Here is an 18,527-nt window from a genome sequence, read left to right as displayed (position 1 = left end):
GAATTCAAAGAGATTAAATTGGATTAAGGAAGTAAGAAATATGTTTTAAAAGCACCCTGTCAAGCACGCTAAAAACAAAAAACCCCTAAAATCATAATGAAATTAGGGGTTGTGAGTGGTACCTCCAGGGATCGAACCAGGGACACATGGATTTTCAGTCCATTGCTCTACCATCTGAGCTAAGGTACCGCGCTATTGCGGGTGCAAATATAGGATGATTTTTAGTTTATCCAAAACAATTTTAAAAAAAAATCAATTCGTATCTTCGCAACATCAAAAAATAAAATATGATTCTAGCTGTTGATGTCGGAAATACCAGAATTAAAGCCGCTGTCTTTGAGGGTAATATACTCATGGAGAATTTTGTCTTTGTTGAAAATGAACTCCAAAAAAAAATTCAAAATATTTTAAAAAAATATAAAAAAGTTGCTGATTTGGTCGTTTCATCGGTCGGAGATGTAGAAAAACAATCGTTTTTGGGGTTTGAAAATGATTTAAAAATTCATTTTATATCTCATGAAGATCCTTTTCCCTTTGTAAACTGCTATGCTACACCTAAAACTTTAGGAATCGACAGGATGGTTCTTGCCGCAGGGGCAACGCTTCAATTTCCAAATCAGAATAGATTAGTAATCGATGCAGGGACTTGTGTTACGTTCGATTTCATAGATGAAAGCAATAATTATCTTGGTGGAGCAATTGCGCCAGGGTTGCGATTGCGGTATGAATCATTGCATAATTACACTGCAAAATTACCTTTGTTAACCTTAGAAGATCCAAAGGATCTGATTGGAAAATCAACTGCTGAGGCGATTCATTCCGGTGTAGCGAATGGATTAGTCTATGAGATTGACGGTTTCATCGATGAATATAGCGCACGGTATTCAAATTTTATAATAATTTTAACGGGTGGAGACACAGATTTTTTGGCTAAACGATTAAAAAATACCATATTTGCCAATTCAAATTTTCTTTTAGAAAGTTTGAACCAAACATTTCAATATAAAATCAAAAATGATTAAAAAATTTCTAATAAGCGCATGTTTGCTTTTTTCACTTATATCCTTTGCTCAAGAAGGAACTTCATCACCTTATTCTTTTTATGGAATTGGCGACATAAGATTCAAAGGAACACAAGAAAATCGTTCTATGGCAGGTGTAGGAGTTGAGCAGGACAGTGTTCACCTCAATTTAGAAAATCCAGCCAGTTATTCAAATCTAAAATTAACTACTTTTTCTTTGGGAGGTACTTATGGTACAAAAAACTTGAAAAGTAATTCAGGATCAGCAAGTACGCGTCGAACAACGTTAGATTATTTGGCTGTTGGTTTGCCTTTAGGTAAATTGGGAGTGGGATTTGGATTGATTCCTTATTCTTCTGTAGGATATAAAATTGAGTCATTGTCTTCAGAAGACGGAGCAACGAACAGACGCTTAAACGGAAGTGGTGGTTTGAATAAAGTTTTTTTGGGAGCAGGTTATAAGATAGCTCCTAATTTTAGTATTGGCGCTGATGTGCATTATAATTTTGGTAAAATTGAAACCAATAGTCTGGAATTTCTAACGAATGTTCCAGTAGGGACACGCGAATTGAATACGGCAGATTTATCTGGTGTGAATTTTAATATTGGAGCGATGTACCAAACTAAAATAAATAAAAAATTAACGGTTTACTCTAGTTTAAATTATACTGTTGAAGGAACTTTAACTTCTCAAAATACAAGAAACATTGCTACTGTACTATATAACTCAGAATTTAATGTAGTTGTAGTAGATGCTCTTGGGAATCAAAAAACAGAAACAGATGTAAAATTACCTAGCAAAATATCATTTGGTGCAGGAATTGGTGAAGCAAAAAAATGGCTTGTCGGTGGAAAAATTTCGTATCAAAAAAATTCAGGCCAGGAAAATAGTTATAACAAAGCTAGTAATGTTGGTTACGGAAGATATGGTAGCGTTAGTTTGGGGGGGTATTATATCCCTAATTACAATTCGTTTTCAAATTATGCAAAAAGAATTGTGTATAGAGGGGGTCTTAAATATGAAAAAACAGGTCTAATGATCAATTCTGAATCTATAAATGATATGGGATTAACTTTAGGGGTAGGACTTCCTATAACTGGAAGTTTCTCTAATGTAAATTTAGGTTTCGAATTAGGAAAAAAGGGAACTACAAATGCAAATTTGGTTCAGGAAAATTATGCTAACTTTAGTGTAAGCTTTTCACTTAATGACAAATGGTTTGTTAAAAGAAAATTCGATTAAAAGAAACTAGTCTTATAATCACACTACTTTTTCAAGTATATCGTATGCTTTCACTAAAAAAAAATAAGATTATCCCAGTTGTCACAGTTTTAGCTGTGACACTGTTTTTTGGGTGTGAAAGTAATTTTAAAGAGGTACAAAAAATAAACTTTTCTGAGTTTGTTCCCAGTGGTGATGCTGATAATGTGAATTTAAAATATACTGATTCAGGATTGATTAAAGCGATTTTAGTAAGCCCTAAAATGTTAGATTTCTCGAGTGTGGATTTTCCGTTTACAGAATTTCCAAAAGGAATTGATGTTACGCTGTACGATAACAAAGCAAAAAAAACCTTTATAACCTCAAATTATGCCGTTTCTTACAAAGGGACCGGTATTATTGATTTGCAGGGAAAGGTGAAAATCAAGTCGGAAAATGGTCAGACCATGGAAACGGAACAGCTGTATTACGATCAAAAAAATGAATGGTTTTTTACGGAAAAAAAGTTTAAATTTACTGATATTAAAGGAACGTCAAACGGTCAGGGAATTGATTTCAGTAAAGATTTTAAAGTAATTAATTCGCAAAGAATAACCGGTGAAATTCAAACAGCCGAATAATTTTTATAAAACTATAGTATGAGCTACTTAAAATACACCCCTTATATTTATCTTATTTTTGGAGCGTACTTCATTTATGATGGAGTTACGAAATTAAGCGCAGCTGACGCAACTCCCTGGTTAAGTTTCATTATAGCAGGATTGGCAATTTTTATGTTTTTTTTCCGATTGAAATTCGCTAAAAAATTTGAAGACCGAAATAAAAAATCCTAGCACATGGAAATTAGTATTATAATACTGTGTCTAATACTATGTGCCTTTTTCTCTGGAATGGAGATCGCTTTCATTTCTTCCAACAAAATTTATCTTGAAATAGAAAAAAAGCAAGATAATTTCATTTCTAAAATACTTACAAAGCTTACTGAAAAACCTTCTAAATTTATTGCGGCCATGCTTATTGGAAACAATATAGCATTAGTTATTTATGGTTTTTTTATGGGCGAATTATTAATGAACTGGATTGAAACTTTAGGGTTTCATTTTTCAAGTTTATTGGATTTGTTTCTTCAGACGCTGCTTTCTACACTAGTTGTTTTGATTACTGCAGAGTTCTTGCCTAAAGTGTTCTTTCAGATTTACGCGAATACATTAATAAAGTTTTTTGCTGTTCCTGCATATGTTTTTTACGTTTTGTTTTATTTTATCTCTACTTTTTTTATCTGGGTTTCTGATTTTGTTTTGAAAAAATTCTTTAAAACGGAAGGCGATCAAGTACAGCTTTATTTCAGTAAAGTGGAGCTTGGAAATTATATTACGGAACAAATGAGTACCGTTGAAGATAATGAAGAGGTTGATTCTGAAATACAGATATTTCAAAATGCTTTGGAATTTTCGGGTGTAAAAGCGAGGGATGTAATGAGTCCGAGGACTGAAATTGCAGCAATTGATTTGCATGATTCGATTGAGGAGTTGAATAAGTTATTTATTGAAACAGGTTATTCTAAAATTGTTGTCTATGAAAATTCGCTTGATGATATTACAGGATATGTGCATTCATTCGATTTGTTTAAAAAGCCGAATAGCATTAAAGAAATTGTGATTTCTGTCGAATTTGTTCCTGAAACAATTTACATTAAAGATGCAATGAATTTGCTGACCAAAAAAAGAAAAAGTGTAGCAGTTGTTTTGGACGAATATGGCGGAACTTCTGGGATTATTACAATAGAAGATATTGTGGAAGAACTTTTTGGTGAAATAGAAGATGAGCATGATTCGGAAGAAGAGCTAATTGAAAATGAACTTGGAGGCGATACTTATGTTTTTTCAACCCGACTGGATGTGGAGTATTTAAATCAGACCTATAAATTTCAGATTCCGGAAAGTGATTCTTACGGAACTCTTGGTGGTTTTATAGTAGATCATACTAAAGAAATTCCTCAAAAAGGAGCCATAATTACCATAGGAACCTTTCATTTTATAATAGAAGAAGCCACAAACAAGAAAATAGAATTAGTTAAAATGTCGCTAAGAGACTGATTTTTTTTAGAAAATTGAAATTTCTTGTAAAATAAAACGCTACTACTATAATTATTAATTAGATAATTGTATTTTCGCAAACTGAATATAAAAATTAACAACAATAAAAATGGCAGTTTTAGCAAAAATTAGACAACGTTCCGCCTTATTAATAGCAGCTATTGCTATCGCATTATTTGCATTTATTATACAAGATCTTATCGGTAAAGGGGGCCTTGGCCAAAACACTAAAGATGTAGGAAGCATTGATGGAAAAGATATCTCTTTTGAAGATTTTAGAATCAAAGTTAGCAATGTTGAGAAAAGTCAAGAAGGAATTACTTCTACGGCTGCGGCTAACAGGGTTTGGGATCAGGAGGTTTCTATAGCTTTACTGACTTCAGAATTTGATAAATTAGGATTAAGAGTAGGTGAAAAACACTTACTGGAAGTTTTAAAAGCAGACGAAAACATTGGTAAAAACCCATTATTTTTGAATGCAGCAGGTATGTTTGATATTGCAAAATTCAAAGAATATTTTAAATCAAATCCTGCTCAGGCACAATACTTGAAAGACAGAGAAAAAGATGCTGAGTTGAATGCAAAATATCAAATTTACAATACTTTGATAAAGGCAGCGGTTTATACTACTGAAAGTGAAGGAAAGTTGAAATATGAAATGGAAGCAGACAAAGTAAATTTTGCTTACGTTGCAGGTTTGTACTCTACAGTTAAAGACAGTGACGTTAAAGTTACTGACACTGAGATTGTAGATTTCATGAAGAAAAACGAAAAAAAATACAAAGCAGACGAATCTCGTGAAGTAGAGTATGTTTTGATTGAAGACAAAGCTTCAGCTGCTGATGAAAATGAAGTTAAATCTAAAATTAACGGATTGTTATCCGGAAGTGTAGTTTACAACCAGGCTACAGGTAAAAATGATACTTTGCCAGGATTTAAAGCTGCTGCAAATACGATCGAGTTTGTAAATTCAAATTCTGACATTCCTTACGATTCCACTTATATTGCTAAGAAAGATTTACCTGCAGTTGATGCGGACAGATTGTTTAATCTTGCTCCAGGGGAAGTATATGGGCCTTATATGTTTGGAAAATACTATTGTATTTCAAAATCTATGGGTAAAAAATTAGGTGTAAATGCAAAAGCAAGTCACATTTTAATTAGTTATGAAGGAACACAAGTCCCTAATCAAAAAGAAAAAAGAAACAAGGAACAGGCTAAAGCAAAAGCAGAAGCAATATTGGCTCAAGTTAATGCAAATCCAGATAGTTTCCTGATGCTGGCTTTCACAAATTCTGATGATGCATCAGCACAACAAGGTGGTGATTTAGGCTATTTCGGTCCAAACCAAATGGTAAAGCCATTTAACGATTTCGTTTTCAGTAATCCAATTGGTAAAGTAGGATTGGTTGAAACGCCTTTCGGATTTCACATTATCAAAATTACAGACAAACAAGACGGAATTCGTTTGGCTACTGTAGCTCAAAAAATCGAAGCTTCAGAAGCAACTTCAGATAAAATTTTTACACAGGCAACTAAATTCGAAATGGATGCCGCCGGTAAGGATTTTGCAAAAGTGGCGAAAGACATGAAGCTTACAGTAGCTGCTCCGGTAACTGTAAAAGCAATGGATGAAACTTTTGGACCTTTAGGAAACCAAAGAACAATAGTGAGATGGGCATTTGAAGATGATGCTAAAGTTGGTGCTGTAAAAAGATTTGAAGTGGCTAATTTAGGTCATGTTATTGCAAGAGTTAAAAGTATCGATAAGTCAGGTTTAGTGTCAATCGCTTTAGCCAGACCTTATGTAGAGCCAATTCTTAAAAACAAGAAAAAAGCGGAATTGATTAAAGCTAAAATGACAGGAACTTCTCTGGAAGCTATTGCAAAAGCTACCGGTTCAACTGTACAACAGGCTGCTGATGTTACAATGGAAAATCCAATGTTAGTTGGCGCGGGTCAAGAGCCTAAAGTTGTTGGAAATGCATTTGCATTGTCACCTAATAAATTGTCAGCTCCAATTGAAGGAAATACAGGTGTATATGTTGTGAAAAACATACGTACAGTAAAAGCGCCAACGCTGAAAAGTCATGACGCTTACGTAGCCAAATTAAAATCACAAAGTGCTTCAGATGTAAATAGAGTTATTCCTGCATTGAAAGGGAACGCTAAAATTGAAGACAACAGAAAACAATTCAATTACTAATATCTTATAGTAATTAATTTTTCAAAATAATAAATCCCGATACATGCTGAATGTGTCGGGATTTTGTTTTTTAGTGTATTTTTTGGTTGAAAGGGTAATCAGATTTAAGATAAAAATCTAATCTCTAATCTCTAATCCTATCATTAAGATAAAATCATTTCGTTATAAGGAATAATTGTTTCAAATCCTTTTGAAGCAAAATATTTGTTTGGATTTTCGGGGGCAATCGCCATAACAAAATCGCCTCCCCAAGCGCCAAGACTTTTGATTACGCCATTAAAATCTGGAAATAAAGATTCTTTAACGGTTTGCATTTCCAGAATAATACTCATTTCAGCTTCGTGTTTTTCTATCGCTAAAGCAAATGATTTAAGGGTAGTTGCTTTTAAAACTTCAAAAGTTGTTTTGTCATTTAAAACAATGGTTTTGGCCAGATTGTTTTTTTTATTGATGTTGTAGGAAGCGATTGCATTCTTGCTACTTTGTTTTTTATTAAGATATACAAAATAGATGTTTTCTGTAAATGATGGTCTGAAAATTACTTTTTCAACGACAGGTTTTCCTTGTTCTAAATGATACAAAATTGGAGTGTCGTTTTGAGCACAGGCAATATCATAACCGCTGCCTCCAAAACTGTTTTTAAGCAGCGTGTAGGCGTCGATTTGCAGCCACTGTGCAATGTTGTTTATCAAAGTGGACGAGGTGCCTAAGCCCCAGCTTTTTGGAAAACCAAGTTCAGTAGTTATTGTATATCCTTCTGAGTGCGTGATGAAATCAGGGTTTAATACGAATGCTTCATGTAAAATAGCTGTAAGTGTAGCTTTAAGTGATTCACTCTCTGAATTTCTTTCATTTGAAATTTCAGAAAATGAAATGCTGTCTTCAAACCAAATGCTTTTGTCCGCATCGTAGCTTCTCCAAATGATTTCTTTTTTGGTTCCTTTTTCTATAGTCAGGTTTTGTCCCAATTTTGTTGGTAATGCAAAAGCTTTTGCGCCATCTAAAACAAGATATTCTCCTGTGATTAAAAGTTTTCCGTTGCTGTAAAATGTTTGTTTCATCTGTTTTTTTTAGCCCGATAAAAGTGGAAACCCTTTCAAGGTTTTTTTACCGAAAAAAGAGTGTAGCCTATAGTCGGGAATAGCTTCTCACTTCGACTGCGTTCCGGGTTATACTATATTATTTTCTTAAATTTTCAATAAAGTCAACAACCGCACTATGTGAAATAGTGTTTTTCTTAAAATATTTATGTATCAAAATCCGTTCGTCATCATTGGCTTCCAACTGATTGATGATATTATTTAAATGCATTTTCATATGTCCTTCCTGAATTCCAGTAGTGGTTAAGGAGCGCAGAGCGGCAAAATTTTGTGCTAAGCCTGCTACTGCAACAATTTGCATTAATTCCCTGGCGGAGGGGTTTTCAAGCATTTCTAATGACAATTTCACTAAAGGATGCAAAGAGGTCAGCCCCCCAACGGTACCCAAAGCCAATGGTATTTCTAACCAAAAAGTGAATATTGCATTTTCTATTTTGGCATGTGACAGACTGGAGTATTTTCCGTTTCGTGCTGCATAGGCGTGAATTCCAGCTTCCACTGCACGGAAATCATTACCTGTTGCCAATACAACGGCATCGATTCCGTTCATAATTCCTTTATTGTGTGTCACAGCCCGGTACGGTTCCACTTCTGCAATTTGAACAGCCTGAACGAAACGTTCCGCAAATTCTTGCGGATTAGAAATGTGTTTTTCTTTTAAGGCTTCAACAGGGCACGAAACCTCCGCTCTTACCAGACAATTAGGAACATAATTCGAGAGAATGCTCATTATTATTTGGATGTTTTTCTCCGTTACAGAGAATAATTCGTATACCAATGCTTCTTCTCTTAATGTTTTGGCAAATTGTTCTAAACACGAATTGATGAAATTTGCACCCATGCTGTCTTTGGTTTCAAATGTAGCATGAAGCTGAAAGTAATTCGGTAATAAATCAGTTTTGTCTTTGAGTACAATATCAATAATCCCACCGCCACGTTTTTGCATGTTTTTGGTAATGGATTCTGTTTCTGAAAAAAACTTTGCTTTGGTCTGAATAAAGAATAATTCTAGCTTTGAAACATCATCACCTTTGAAAATGAAATGTACCTGACCGATTTTTTCGGTGTTGATGACAGTGACTTTAAATCCGCCTCGGGTGGACCAGAATTTTGCTGTTTTTGAGGCAGCTGCAACCACGGAGCTTTCTTCAATAGCCATTGGAATGGCACTGTATTTGTTATTAATTAGAAAATTTGGAGCGACACCAAGCGGAATGTAGAAGTTGGTTATCGTATTTTCAATGAATTCATCGTGTAATTTCTGTATTTTTTCATCTGTATTCCAATAGTTTTTAAGTAATGCTATTGCTTCAGAGGGAGTTGAAAAGTATTTTTTGGCAATCCAATTTATTTTTTCTTCTTTGGATAATTTAGAAAATCCGGCTACGGCGTTATTCATTCTCAATAGATTATAGTATGTGTAGTGGCAAAGATACGCTTTTCACTGTTTTGTTTGCTATCCTATTATCCTCAAAAAACAGGTGTGTTTAATATTGTTTTTAACATTTAACACATCAAATGTGAAATTATTGTAAATTTTTCACTAAAATTGACGGTTTTTATATTTAAATCAATATCATGAATTCAAACAAAATTACAGCCTTACTTTTATTCTTGTGTTTTACTGTTTTTGGTCAACAAAAAATCACGATTAATGAGATCTTTACTGGTGCTTTTACCGCTAAAGGAATGGATGAATTACAGTCCATGAAAAATACCAATCAATACACTGTATTGAACTCTGACCCTACTTCAAGAAATACGCAAATTGATTTGTATGATTTTGCAACGTTGAAAAAAGTTGCTGTTTTAATCGATACAAAAGATCATAAAGAATTACCCCTGATTGATCGTTATGCTTTTGATGCTTCTGAAAAAATGATTTTGTTAGCCTGTAACACCAAGAAAATTTTTCGTCATTCTTTTACAGCGGATTATTATTTATACAATATTGGAACGAAACAATTAACTAAGTTGTTCGATTTTCAGGTTCAGGAGCCTACATTTTCTCCAGATGGAAAAAAGATAGCCTACGCCAAGGAGAATAATCTTTATGTCTATGATTTGGCTTCAAAGAAATCGATTCCTATTACTACTGACGGTAAGAAAAATAACATTATCAATGGAATTACGGATTGGGTTTATGAAGAAGAATTTGCTTTTGTAAGAGCATTCGATTGGAGTTCCGACAGTAAGAAAGTTGCGTACATTCGTTTTGACGAAAGTCAGGTTCCGGAATTTTCCATGTCTATGTTTGGAAAGGATTTATATCCTACCATTGAAACATTCAAGTATCCAAAAGCAGGAGAAAAGAATTCTTTAGTTTCACTTCATATTTATAATGCCAGTACCAATACAACTAAAAATATAGATCTTGGGAACTACAATGATTTTTACATTGCCCGAATGAAGTGGACCAACGATGCCACTATTTTATCTGCGCAGGTATTGAATAGGCATCAAGACAATCTAGATTTGTTATTTATCGATGGGAATTCAGGGGCTACAAAAGTGGTATTGAACGAAAAAGATAAAGCCTATGTGGATGTGACGGATAATTTGACCTTTTTGAAAGACAATAGTTTTATTTGGAGTAGTGAAAAAGACGGATTCAATCATATTTATCTATATGACAAAACGGGAAAATTAAAAAATCAAGTGACCAAAGGAAATTGGGAGGTGACTTCTTACTATGGTTTGGATGAGGAAACCAATACTGTTTTTTACCAATCGGTAGCGAATGGATCGATTAATAGAGATGTGTACAGAATAGGTCTTGATGGAAAAAACACCGTTCGTCTGTCTAAAAATGTGGGAACAAGTGCAGCAACTTTTAGCCCAAATTTTCAATATTACATTAATACGTTTTCAAGCGCGACACAACCTACGACCTATACTTTGAATGAAGCTAAAACAGGAAAACAGGTAAAGGTTATTGAGAATAATGAAGCATTAGCTTCAAAATTAAAAGGGTATAATTTACCGGCCAAAGAATTCTTCGTTTTAAAAACGGAAAAAGGGAATGAACTGAATGCCTGGATCATGAAGCCAAAAGATTTTGACGCAAGCAAGAAATATCCAGTTTTGATGGTTCAGTATTCTGGGCCTGGTTCACAGTCAGGAGCCAATCAATGGAACGCTTCCAATGATTATTGGGCTATGATGTTAGCGCAGCAAGGTTATATTGTCGCTTGTGTTGACGGTCGCGGAACAGGTTATAAAGGAGCCGATTTTAAGAAGGTGACTCAAAAAGAGTTAGGAAAATATGAGGTAGAAGACCAAATAGGCGCAGCTAAGGTTATCGGAAATTACTCTTTTGTGGATAAATCCAGAATTGGAATTTGGGGATGGAGTTTTGGAGGATTTATGGCTTCTAATTGTATTTTGAAGGGCAATGATGTTTTTACAATGGCCATTGCTGTTGCTCCTGTAACGAATTGGAGATTCTACGATAGTATCTATACGGAGCGTTACATGCAGACACCTCAGGAAAATGCAACTGGTTACGATGAAAATTCTCCAATAAATCATGTGGATAAATTAAAAGGAAAATTGCTGTTGATACATGGTTCCGGCGATGATAATGTACATGTTCAAAATTCGATGCAAATGATGGAAGCATTAATTCAAGCCAATAAACAATTTGACTCTCAGATATATCCTGATAAAACCCATGGGATTTCAGGGGGTAAAACTAGAATTCAATTGTATACTAAAATGACAAATTTTATAAAAGAAAATTTGGGAAATACAAGTGCTCCAAGTAAAGAGACCATTTGATTTTTATATTTTCAAAATAAAAACCAGAATTTAATTGTACAATAAAAAGACTAACTTTATCAAAGAAAATTTATAACACAACTTTATGACAAACGACTTATCGAATAAAAAAGATTTTTTTGGACATCCAAGGGCACTTTTTATATTGTTTTTTACAGAAATGTGGGAGCGCTTTTCGTTTTATGGAATGAAAGCACTATTGATTTTCTATCTAACAAGATATCATCTTTTTTCGGATACCAGCGGAAATTTATTAATAGGAAGTTATGCGGCCCTGGTATATGCGGTGCCAGTTATAGGCGGTTTTATTGCAGACAAGTATTTGGGTTTTAGAAAAGCCATAGTCTTCGGAGGAATAATGTTGGTTCTGGGTCATTTAGGAATGGCTTATGAAGGTAATGCCGCGACACAATCGGTCACGGGAGAAATTACAAGGGACAATACCGCATTGCAAATATTTTATTTTTCTTTGTCATTAATTATTGTGGGAGTTGGCTTTCTTAAAGCGAATATTTCTTCATTAGTTGGGGAGTTGTATCAGGTAGGGGATAAAAGAAGAGATTCTGGATTTACATTATTTTATATGGGGATCAACTTAGGATCTTTTTTAGCTACCATAATTTGTGTGTGGCTTGGCGAAACTTACGGTTGGAGTTACGGATTTGGAGCGGCTGGTATAGGGATGTCTTTTGGATTATTGACTTTCATCTCCGGAAGAAAATTATTGATGGGAAAAGGAGAGTCAAAAACGCCGGAATTCTTAGAAAAAAAATCTTTTGGTTTAAAAAACGAATGGTTAATATATATAATTAGTGTTTCATCTGCTTTAATTTTTTGGCAAATGGTGCAACGACATGAAGTAGTTTCTTATTCCCTGATGATAGCTGGTGCATTTTCCTTTGTTTATATTATATATTACAGCATAACGCAATTGGATAGAAAGGCAAGAGAGCAACTAATTGCATTGACAATTTTAATCGTTTTTACAGTAATTTTCTGGGCATTATTTGAGCAGGCATATACGTCATTAAATTTATTTGCGGATAGAATTTTAGATCGAACCATCTTTGGGCATACAATATCTGCGGGGCAATTTTTAAGTTTTAACGCTTTGTTTATTATTTTATTAGCTCCGGTTTTTGCTTGGTTATGGGTGAAACTCGGTACATATAATCCAAATACAGCGGTGAAATTTTCGATAGCTTTATTGTTTGTAGGTTTAGGTTTTGGTTCTTTGGTTTTAGGGATTAGTTTATCAGGTTTAGGAAAGGTAGGCATGGTTTGGTTAATCCTGACCTATTTTTTACATACTTGTGGGGAATTATGCCTGTCACCAGTTGGACTTTCTGCCGTTACTAAGTTATCTCCGGTAAAAATTGTTGGATTCATGATGGGAGTTTGGTTTTTGGCAACCGCCAGTTCTGAATTTATTGCTTCAATTTTAGCCAATATTGCCTCTGTAGATACTTCGAACGGAACAGCGCCTGATTTAAATTTAGCAAAACAGAGTTACTTAAAACTTTTTGAATATTTATTTTATACTGGACTTGCTTTCGGAGTTGTGCTTTTAGCGCTTTCACCAATAATCAAAAAATTAATGCACGGAGTAGACAAAGAATTAAATAATTAATTAATATTATGAGTGAAAATACTACAGATCAATTTTTTAAAAGTACTGTCCTAGGACATCCGGCAGGATTATTCGTCTTGTTCTTCACCGAGATGTGGGAGCGATTTTCATTCTACGGTATGCGCTCTTTATTAATATTGTTCTTAACTACCTCCTTTACTGATGGTGGTTGGGAATGGACCCGAGAAAATGCTTCTGCCTTATTTGGTTCTTACGTTGGTCTGGTTTATTTGTCAACGATGTTAGGAGGTTATTTTGCAGATAAAGTCATCGGTTTTAGATGGGCAGTTGTTGTCGGAGCGATTTTAATGACATTGGGTCATGCTTCTATGGCGGCTGAAACAGAATTTTCTATTTATTTAGGATTGGTTTTATTGGTTTTTGGAAACGGATTTTTTAAGCCTAATATGACTTCTATTATATCTGAAATGTATAAAGATCGTCCTGAGAAGAAAGATGGCGCTTACACTTTATTTTATATGGGTGTCAATGCCGGTGCTTTCTTTGGAATATTGCTTTGTGGATATTTAGGGGAAAAAGTAGGATGGAGCTATGGTTTTGGTCTTGCCGGAATTTTTATGTTCTTTGGAATGTTACAATTTTGGTTGTCTCAAAATATTTTTGGCGATATTGGTTTAAAACCCAGTAAAGAGAGTAAAGCGAAAGCCGAGGCGCTGGATAGTGATAAAAGAAATCCCTTTACGCCGTGGCAGCTTGGAATTATTGCCTTATCATCAATTTTAGGATTGTTATGGATTTTAAATGATCCCGCGTCAAAAATTTCTGGAGGAAAAATAAATATTTTTTCTTTTCTTGGTGAAAATGGAAACGCAATTGCGATCGTTTCGGCGTTATTTTTATTTATTATATTGCTGATTTACAGATTTACGCAATATTCAAAGATTACTAAAGAAAAATTAATCGCGGTAACATTTTTTGCCTTTCTAACGATCTTCTTTTGGGCCATTTTCGAACAGTCACCAAACAGTTTAACCATTTTTGCCAATGATTACACGGATCGGATTTTAGTTGGGAATTGGAGCGTAGTCTTTTTAGTGGTTAATTCATTGATTACGATAATGCCATTAGCGATTATTACCTGGGTATTGTATTTGTTATTTAAACAGACATTCAAATACTATGCGGTGGCCAATATTATTTTGAGTATAAGTTTCATTATAATATGGGCAATTGCAATTTGGATGTTGACCAAAGATTATTATACTGCAGGATATTTATCTTTATCGGACTCCACTTTGGAATCGCTAAAAATTGATAAAGTAACAAAGTCATTAACGGAAGTTCCTGCTACTTGGTTCTCAACATTAAATTCGTTGTTTATCATTTCACTTGCTCCATTGTTTTCAAAATGGTGGGAAAGCAAATACAATCCTTCGGCAAATTTAAAATATGGAATTGGAATGGGATTATTAGCCGTTGGGATGGCTTGTGTTGCTTGCGGTGCAAGTGGTATCGAGGCAGGAGCAAAAACAGCTTCAGTTAGCATGATTTGGCTTATTTTAGTGTATCTTTTTCATACTATGGCAGAATTGTGTATCTCGCCGGTGGGGTTGTCTTATGTTAGTAAATTAGTTCCGGCAAGAATGATTGCATTTATGTTCGGAGTTTGGTACCTTGCAGTAGCAATTGGGATGAAAGGAGCAGGTATGTTTGGTGAGAATATTGATAAAATCGCCAACGAACATGGCTTGAGTTATTTCTTTTGGATGCTGACAATAATTTCAATTGTTGTAGCTTTGTTCTCTGTTGTAATGACTCCTGTAATTAAGAAATTAATGCACGGTGTCAGGTAGATTTAAGGCACTATTTTTGATTATTAACTACACAAAAATATAAAAAGATGAAGAAGATAATAGTAGCAGCATTGCTGTTTGCTGCTTCGTATGCTGCTGAAGCGCAAGAATTAGTATGGGAGACCAATGTTAAAAAGGCAATGGAAGTTTCTAATGAAACCAAAAAACCATTATTGCTGTTTTTTACAGGGAGTGATTGGTGTGGATGGTGTATTCGATTACAAAAAGAAGTATTGAAAACACCAGAATTTGCTGCTTGGGCAAAGGATAATGTGGTTTTGGTTGAATTGGATTACCCAAGAAGAACTGCACAGACACCTGAAATTAAAGCACAAAATAACGAGTTGCAACAGGCTTTTGGTATTCAGGGTTTTCCGACGATTTATTTTGCCAATGGCACCAATAAAGATGGGAAAGTAAATTTTGAAGGATTAGGAAATACAGGTTATGTTGCTGGTGGTCCTGCCGCTTGGTTAGCTGTGGCAGATGGAATTCTGAAAAAAAAATAATGCTCATTTAACGGATAGAATCCCTTTTCACCAGTTGCGTGAAAAGGGATTTTTTTTGTTTGTTGCCAGTCACTTTCCAGTGGTTTTGTGCTTTTTTATATTTGATGTGTCAGCGACAACCATTTTGGGTGTATGGTTTCAAATAAACGCTCTGAATTTATTTTAAGGGCTGATGTGAAAACGAAATAACAGGTTTTACATTTTTTGGATCAACGCTAACCGATTTAAAACCCTATTTTTTTTTTTTTTTTTTTTTTTCATTGAAAAAAAATGCCGTAAAGGATTTCCTTTTTTGGTTCCAAAGAATGAACGGATTGTTTATCGGAGAATTCTATTTATTTGAGCAAAGCAATTTTGATAGTATGGCTCTTTTGTTGAGGAAATTATTACACCTCTTGAAGAAGAGGAATGGATGAACTTTACATCATCGTCAGAAACTTCTACTATCATTCCAACGTGATTAATTTGTGATTTTCTATTGGTTTTAAAAAATATTAAATCTCCTTTTTTAATATTGTCCCGATCGCAATCAATAATTAATCCCAATTTTGACTGTTCGAAAGAGGATCGTGGGAGTTGAATATTATAAGAATTAAAGACGAAATATATTAATCCTGAACAGTCAAAACCTGCTTTTGTAGTGCCTCCGCTTTTGTATTTTACACCAATATTTTCAGAAGCCGAATGAATTAATTGCTCTATTAGATGTTTTGTTTTGTCTGTGTTTACTTCGGTTTTTTTAGAAGGAACAATTACTGAAGTTGATTTACATGAAGCAAAAAGAATAAGAATTAATAAAAGGGAAATCAGATGTTTCAAAAGGTTTGTTTTTAAAGATTTTAAAAAGAATTGGAATCATCGCAAATCAGCCACAATCAATTTTGCCGTTTTTTCGCTAGCACCAATTCCGCCAAGTTTTGCTTCTAGAACGTTATATTTCTCTAAAAGTTGTTTGCGATGCTTGGATTCCAGAATTTTTTTCAATTCTTCGCGTATGCGTCTCGTTGTACAGTCTTCCTGAATTAATTCGGTGACCACTTCTTCATCCATAATCAAATTCACCAATGAAATATATTTTAGTGTAATGATTCGTTTCGCAATTTGGTAAGAGGCCCAGCTCCCTTTATAGCAAACTACTTCCGGAACTTTAAAAAGTGCTGTTTCTAGCGTTGCAGTGCCCGAGGTAACTAACGCGGCCATTGCGTTTTGCAATAAAGCATAGGTTTTATTTGATATGAATTTTATATTTTGATTGGATATAAAATTCTCATAGAATGAATATTCCTGACTTGGAGCGCCTGCAATGACAAACTGATATTCAGGAAAATCATTGACAACACTCAGCATTACCGACAGCATTTTAGTGATTTCTTGTTTTCGGCTACCGGGCAGGACAGCTATAATCGGTTTGTCTTCTAATTTATTTTCTTTTCTAAAAACGGCAGCGTCAATTGGGATTTGATTATGGATCGCGTCAATTAATGGATGGCCCACAAATTCAACAGGGAACTGATGTTTGTCCTCATAAAAATTTTTCTCGAAAGGTAAAATCACATACATTTTGTCCACATCTCGTTTGATAGCTGTAATTCGGCTTTCTTTCCATGCCCAAATTTGGGGCGAAATATAGTAATGAGTTTTGAAGCCCAATTCTTTTGCCCATTTTGCAATTCGTAAATTAAAACCGGGATAATCGATAAATACCAGTACATCCGGTTGGAATTTTAAAATATCTTTTTTACATATTTTGATGTTGTTCAAAATAGTTTTTAAGTTGAAAATTACTTCAATAAATCCCATGAAAGCCAACTCGCGATAGTGTTTCACCAAAGTCCCGCCGCTATTTTGCATCAAATCACCACCCCAAAACCGAATATCAGCATTGGGATCTTCTTTGTAAAGTGCTTTCATCAAATTAGAGCCGTGTAAATCCCCTGAAGCTTCTCCTGCTATAATGTAGTATTTCATGTTTTTATGTTTTGGAGTATTTCAATTTTTTGGTATTAGCAATACATTGAGACCCTTCTGTTACTATAGGTGGCAAAGGTATGACTTTTGCGTTTTTAAATAAATAAAGACGCAAGTGTCATTATAATAACGGCTAAAATTACGCCACGCGCCATGAGATCCTTATTCAATTTGAGCAGAATGCCAAAAGCGACCAAATCAAGGATGGACCCAAGAGTGATTATTTTTCCTAGTTTACCTTCTGATTTCATGGTGTACATTCCATCGACAAAGGCAAAATCAGTGAAGAAAGTTATGAAAAGGTAACTGCCTAAAAGTGAAGCTAAAATTCCGATGACAAATCCAGTTAATAAATCTATTTTATTCATGCCAATTCCAAGTATTAAGTTGTTGTGCGGCATGATGCGCAGTCAAATCAAATTGTACCGGAACAACTGAAATGTACCCATTTTTCAATGCCCATTCATCAGTGTCTTCGCCATGGTCCTGGTTTATAAATTCACCGGTAAGCCAATAATAATCCCGTCCTTGCGGGGTTTTACGTTTGTCGAATTTTTCCATCCAAATCGCTTTGGCCTGACGGCAAATTTTGATTCCTTTAATGTCTTTTTCTTTCAATTTGGGGAAATTAACATTCAAAACAACTCCTTCGGGCAGTTTGTTTTCAAGAACTTCCAATGTTATTTTTCGAATGAACGACTTTATGTCTTCAAAATTGGCATTCCAATCATAATCCAATAAAGAAAATCCGATAGCCTGAATGCCTTCTATACCCGCTTCAATAGCAGCACTCATAGTTCCGGAGTAGATTACATTTATAGAAGAATTGGAACCGTGATTCACTCCTGAAACGCACAAATCTGGTTTTCTTTTGAGAATTTCGCTAACTGCAAATTTTACACAATCTACAGGAGTTCCGCTACAGCTGTATTCTGTGATGGCATCATTTTCTTTTGAAATTTTATTTAAATATAGTGTGTCGTTTATCGTAATGCCATGACCGGTAGCGCTTTGTGGCGCGTCAGGGGCCACGACAATGACTTCTCCTATTTCAGACATAACAGCGATTAATGCCCTAAGTCCGGGAGCAGAAATGCCATCATCATTTGTAACTAATATTAAAGGTTTGGAATGTTTTGTCATTTTTTGTTTTCAAGAAAGGATTTTTAATTAAATATCT

General features: G+C 34.6%; 16 protein-coding genes and 1 tRNA gene. 10 read left to right on the top strand and 7 right to left on the bottom strand.

Features of this window, described 5'->3' with window-relative positions; genetic code table 11:
* Positions 1-116: 116 nt before the first annotated feature.
* A tRNA-Phe gene (locus ACNQGH_RS17120) sits at positions 117-189 on the bottom strand.
* A gap of 98 nt (positions 190-287) precedes the next feature.
* Between ACNQGH_RS17120 and ACNQGH_RS17115 the strand changes: the two genes are divergently transcribed.
* The 6 genes from ACNQGH_RS17115 to ACNQGH_RS17090 all read left to right on the top strand — a co-directional run bounded on the left by ACNQGH_RS17115 (position 288) and on the right by ACNQGH_RS17090 (position 6,546).
* Entirely contained in the window at positions 288-1,022 is a 735-nt protein-coding gene (locus tag ACNQGH_RS17115; RefSeq protein WP_417957230.1) for a type III pantothenate kinase, read from the top strand.
* Positions 1,015-2,265 (top strand): BamG family beta-barrel-assembly machinery protein, encoded by a 1,251-nt coding sequence (locus ACNQGH_RS17110; protein WP_417957229.1) that lies wholly within the window; start codon positions 1,015-1,017, stop codon positions 2,263-2,265. The genes ACNQGH_RS17115 and ACNQGH_RS17110 overlap by 8 nt, the downstream gene beginning before the upstream one ends.
* A 44-nt stretch (positions 2,266-2,309) precedes the next feature.
* The gene (gene lptC / locus ACNQGH_RS17105) at positions 2,310-2,864 is read left to right on the top strand and encodes an LPS export ABC transporter periplasmic protein LptC (RefSeq protein WP_417957228.1); all 555 of its coding nucleotides are present in this window, start codon (positions 2,310-2,312) and stop codon (positions 2,862-2,864) included.
* Positions 2,865-2,882: 18 nt separating this feature from the next.
* Positions 2,883-3,077 carry a hypothetical protein gene (locus tag ACNQGH_RS17100; RefSeq protein WP_417957227.1) on the top strand — a complete coding sequence of 65 codons (195 nt, stop codon included), beginning with the start codon at positions 2,883-2,885 and terminating at the stop codon, positions 3,075-3,077.
* Between the two features lie 3 nt (positions 3,078-3,080).
* The gene (locus ACNQGH_RS17095; protein WP_417957226.1) at positions 3,081-4,340 is read left to right on the top strand and encodes a hemolysin family protein; all 1,260 of its coding nucleotides are present in this window, start codon (positions 3,081-3,083) and stop codon (positions 4,338-4,340) included.
* A 109-nt stretch (positions 4,341-4,449) separates the two neighbouring features.
* Positions 4,450-6,546, top strand: a complete 2,097-nt coding sequence (locus ACNQGH_RS17090; RefSeq protein ID WP_417957225.1) for a peptidylprolyl isomerase — start codon at positions 4,450-4,452, stop codon at positions 6,544-6,546.
* Positions 6,547-6,689: 143 nt separating this feature from the next.
* On the opposite strand, the gene ACNQGH_RS17085 is transcribed toward ACNQGH_RS17090, so the two are convergent.
* A complete protein-coding gene (locus ACNQGH_RS17085; protein ID WP_417957224.1) occupies positions 6,690-7,607 on the bottom strand; it encodes a GYDIA family GHMP kinase in 918 nt (305 codons plus the stop codon).
* Positions 7,608-7,725: 118 nt separating this feature from the next.
* Positions 7,726-9,045 carry a hydroxymethylglutaryl-CoA reductase, degradative gene (locus ACNQGH_RS17080; RefSeq protein WP_417957223.1) on the bottom strand — a complete coding sequence of 440 codons (1,320 nt, stop codon included), beginning with the start codon at positions 9,043-9,045 and terminating at the stop codon, positions 7,726-7,728.
* Positions 9,046-9,224: 179 nt separating this feature from the next.
* On the opposite strand from ACNQGH_RS17080, the gene ACNQGH_RS17075 reads away from it, so the two are divergent.
* From ACNQGH_RS17075 to ACNQGH_RS17060, 4 genes are all read left to right on the top strand, one after another.
* Complete coding sequence (locus ACNQGH_RS17075) at positions 9,225-11,426, top strand: S9 family peptidase (RefSeq protein ID WP_417957222.1); 2,202 nt, start codon at positions 9,225-9,227, stop codon at positions 11,424-11,426.
* 85 nt (positions 11,427-11,511) lie between these two features.
* Positions 11,512-13,056: a peptide MFS transporter gene (locus tag ACNQGH_RS17070; RefSeq protein ID WP_417957221.1), complete on the top strand. Its 1,545-nt coding sequence runs from the start codon at positions 11,512-11,514 to the stop codon at positions 13,054-13,056.
* Positions 13,057-13,064: 8 nt separating this feature from the next.
* Entirely contained in the window at positions 13,065-14,870 is a 1,806-nt protein-coding gene (locus ACNQGH_RS17065) for a peptide MFS transporter (protein WP_417957220.1), read from the top strand.
* Positions 14,871-14,917: 47 nt separating this feature from the next.
* Entirely contained in the window at positions 14,918-15,379 is a 462-nt protein-coding gene (locus tag ACNQGH_RS17060) for a thioredoxin family protein (protein ID WP_417957219.1), read from the top strand.
* A gap of 318 nt (positions 15,380-15,697) precedes the next feature.
* Here ACNQGH_RS17060 and ACNQGH_RS17055 read toward each other — a convergent pair whose 3' ends face one another.
* From ACNQGH_RS17055 to surE, 4 genes are all read right to left on the bottom strand, one after another.
* The gene (locus tag ACNQGH_RS17055; protein WP_417957218.1) at positions 15,698-16,198 is read right to left on the bottom strand and encodes a C40 family peptidase; all 501 of its coding nucleotides are present in this window, start codon (positions 16,196-16,198) and stop codon (positions 15,698-15,700) included.
* A gap of 36 nt (positions 16,199-16,234) precedes the next feature.
* Entirely contained in the window at positions 16,235-17,347 is a 1,113-nt protein-coding gene (gene lpxB, locus ACNQGH_RS17050) for a lipid-A-disaccharide synthase (RefSeq protein ID WP_417957216.1), read from the bottom strand.
* Positions 17,348-17,442: 95 nt separating this feature from the next.
* On the bottom strand, positions 17,443-17,715 hold the full coding sequence (locus ACNQGH_RS17045; RefSeq protein ID WP_417957215.1) for a hypothetical protein: 273 nt from the start codon (positions 17,713-17,715) through the stop codon (positions 17,443-17,445).
* Positions 17,708-18,490 carry a 5'/3'-nucleotidase SurE gene (gene surE, locus ACNQGH_RS17040; RefSeq protein ID WP_417957214.1) on the bottom strand — a complete coding sequence of 261 codons (783 nt, stop codon included), beginning with the start codon at positions 18,488-18,490 and terminating at the stop codon, positions 17,708-17,710. Before surE ends, ACNQGH_RS17045 begins: the two co-directional genes overlap by 8 nt.
* Positions 18,491-18,527: the final 37 nt, after the last annotated feature.

The sequence above is a fragment of the Flavobacterium kochi genome (assembly GCF_048286715.1).
Classification (GTDB): Bacteria; Bacteroidota; Bacteroidia; order Flavobacteriales; family Flavobacteriaceae; genus Flavobacterium.
This window is presented reverse-complemented; position numbering and strand designations above follow the sequence as displayed.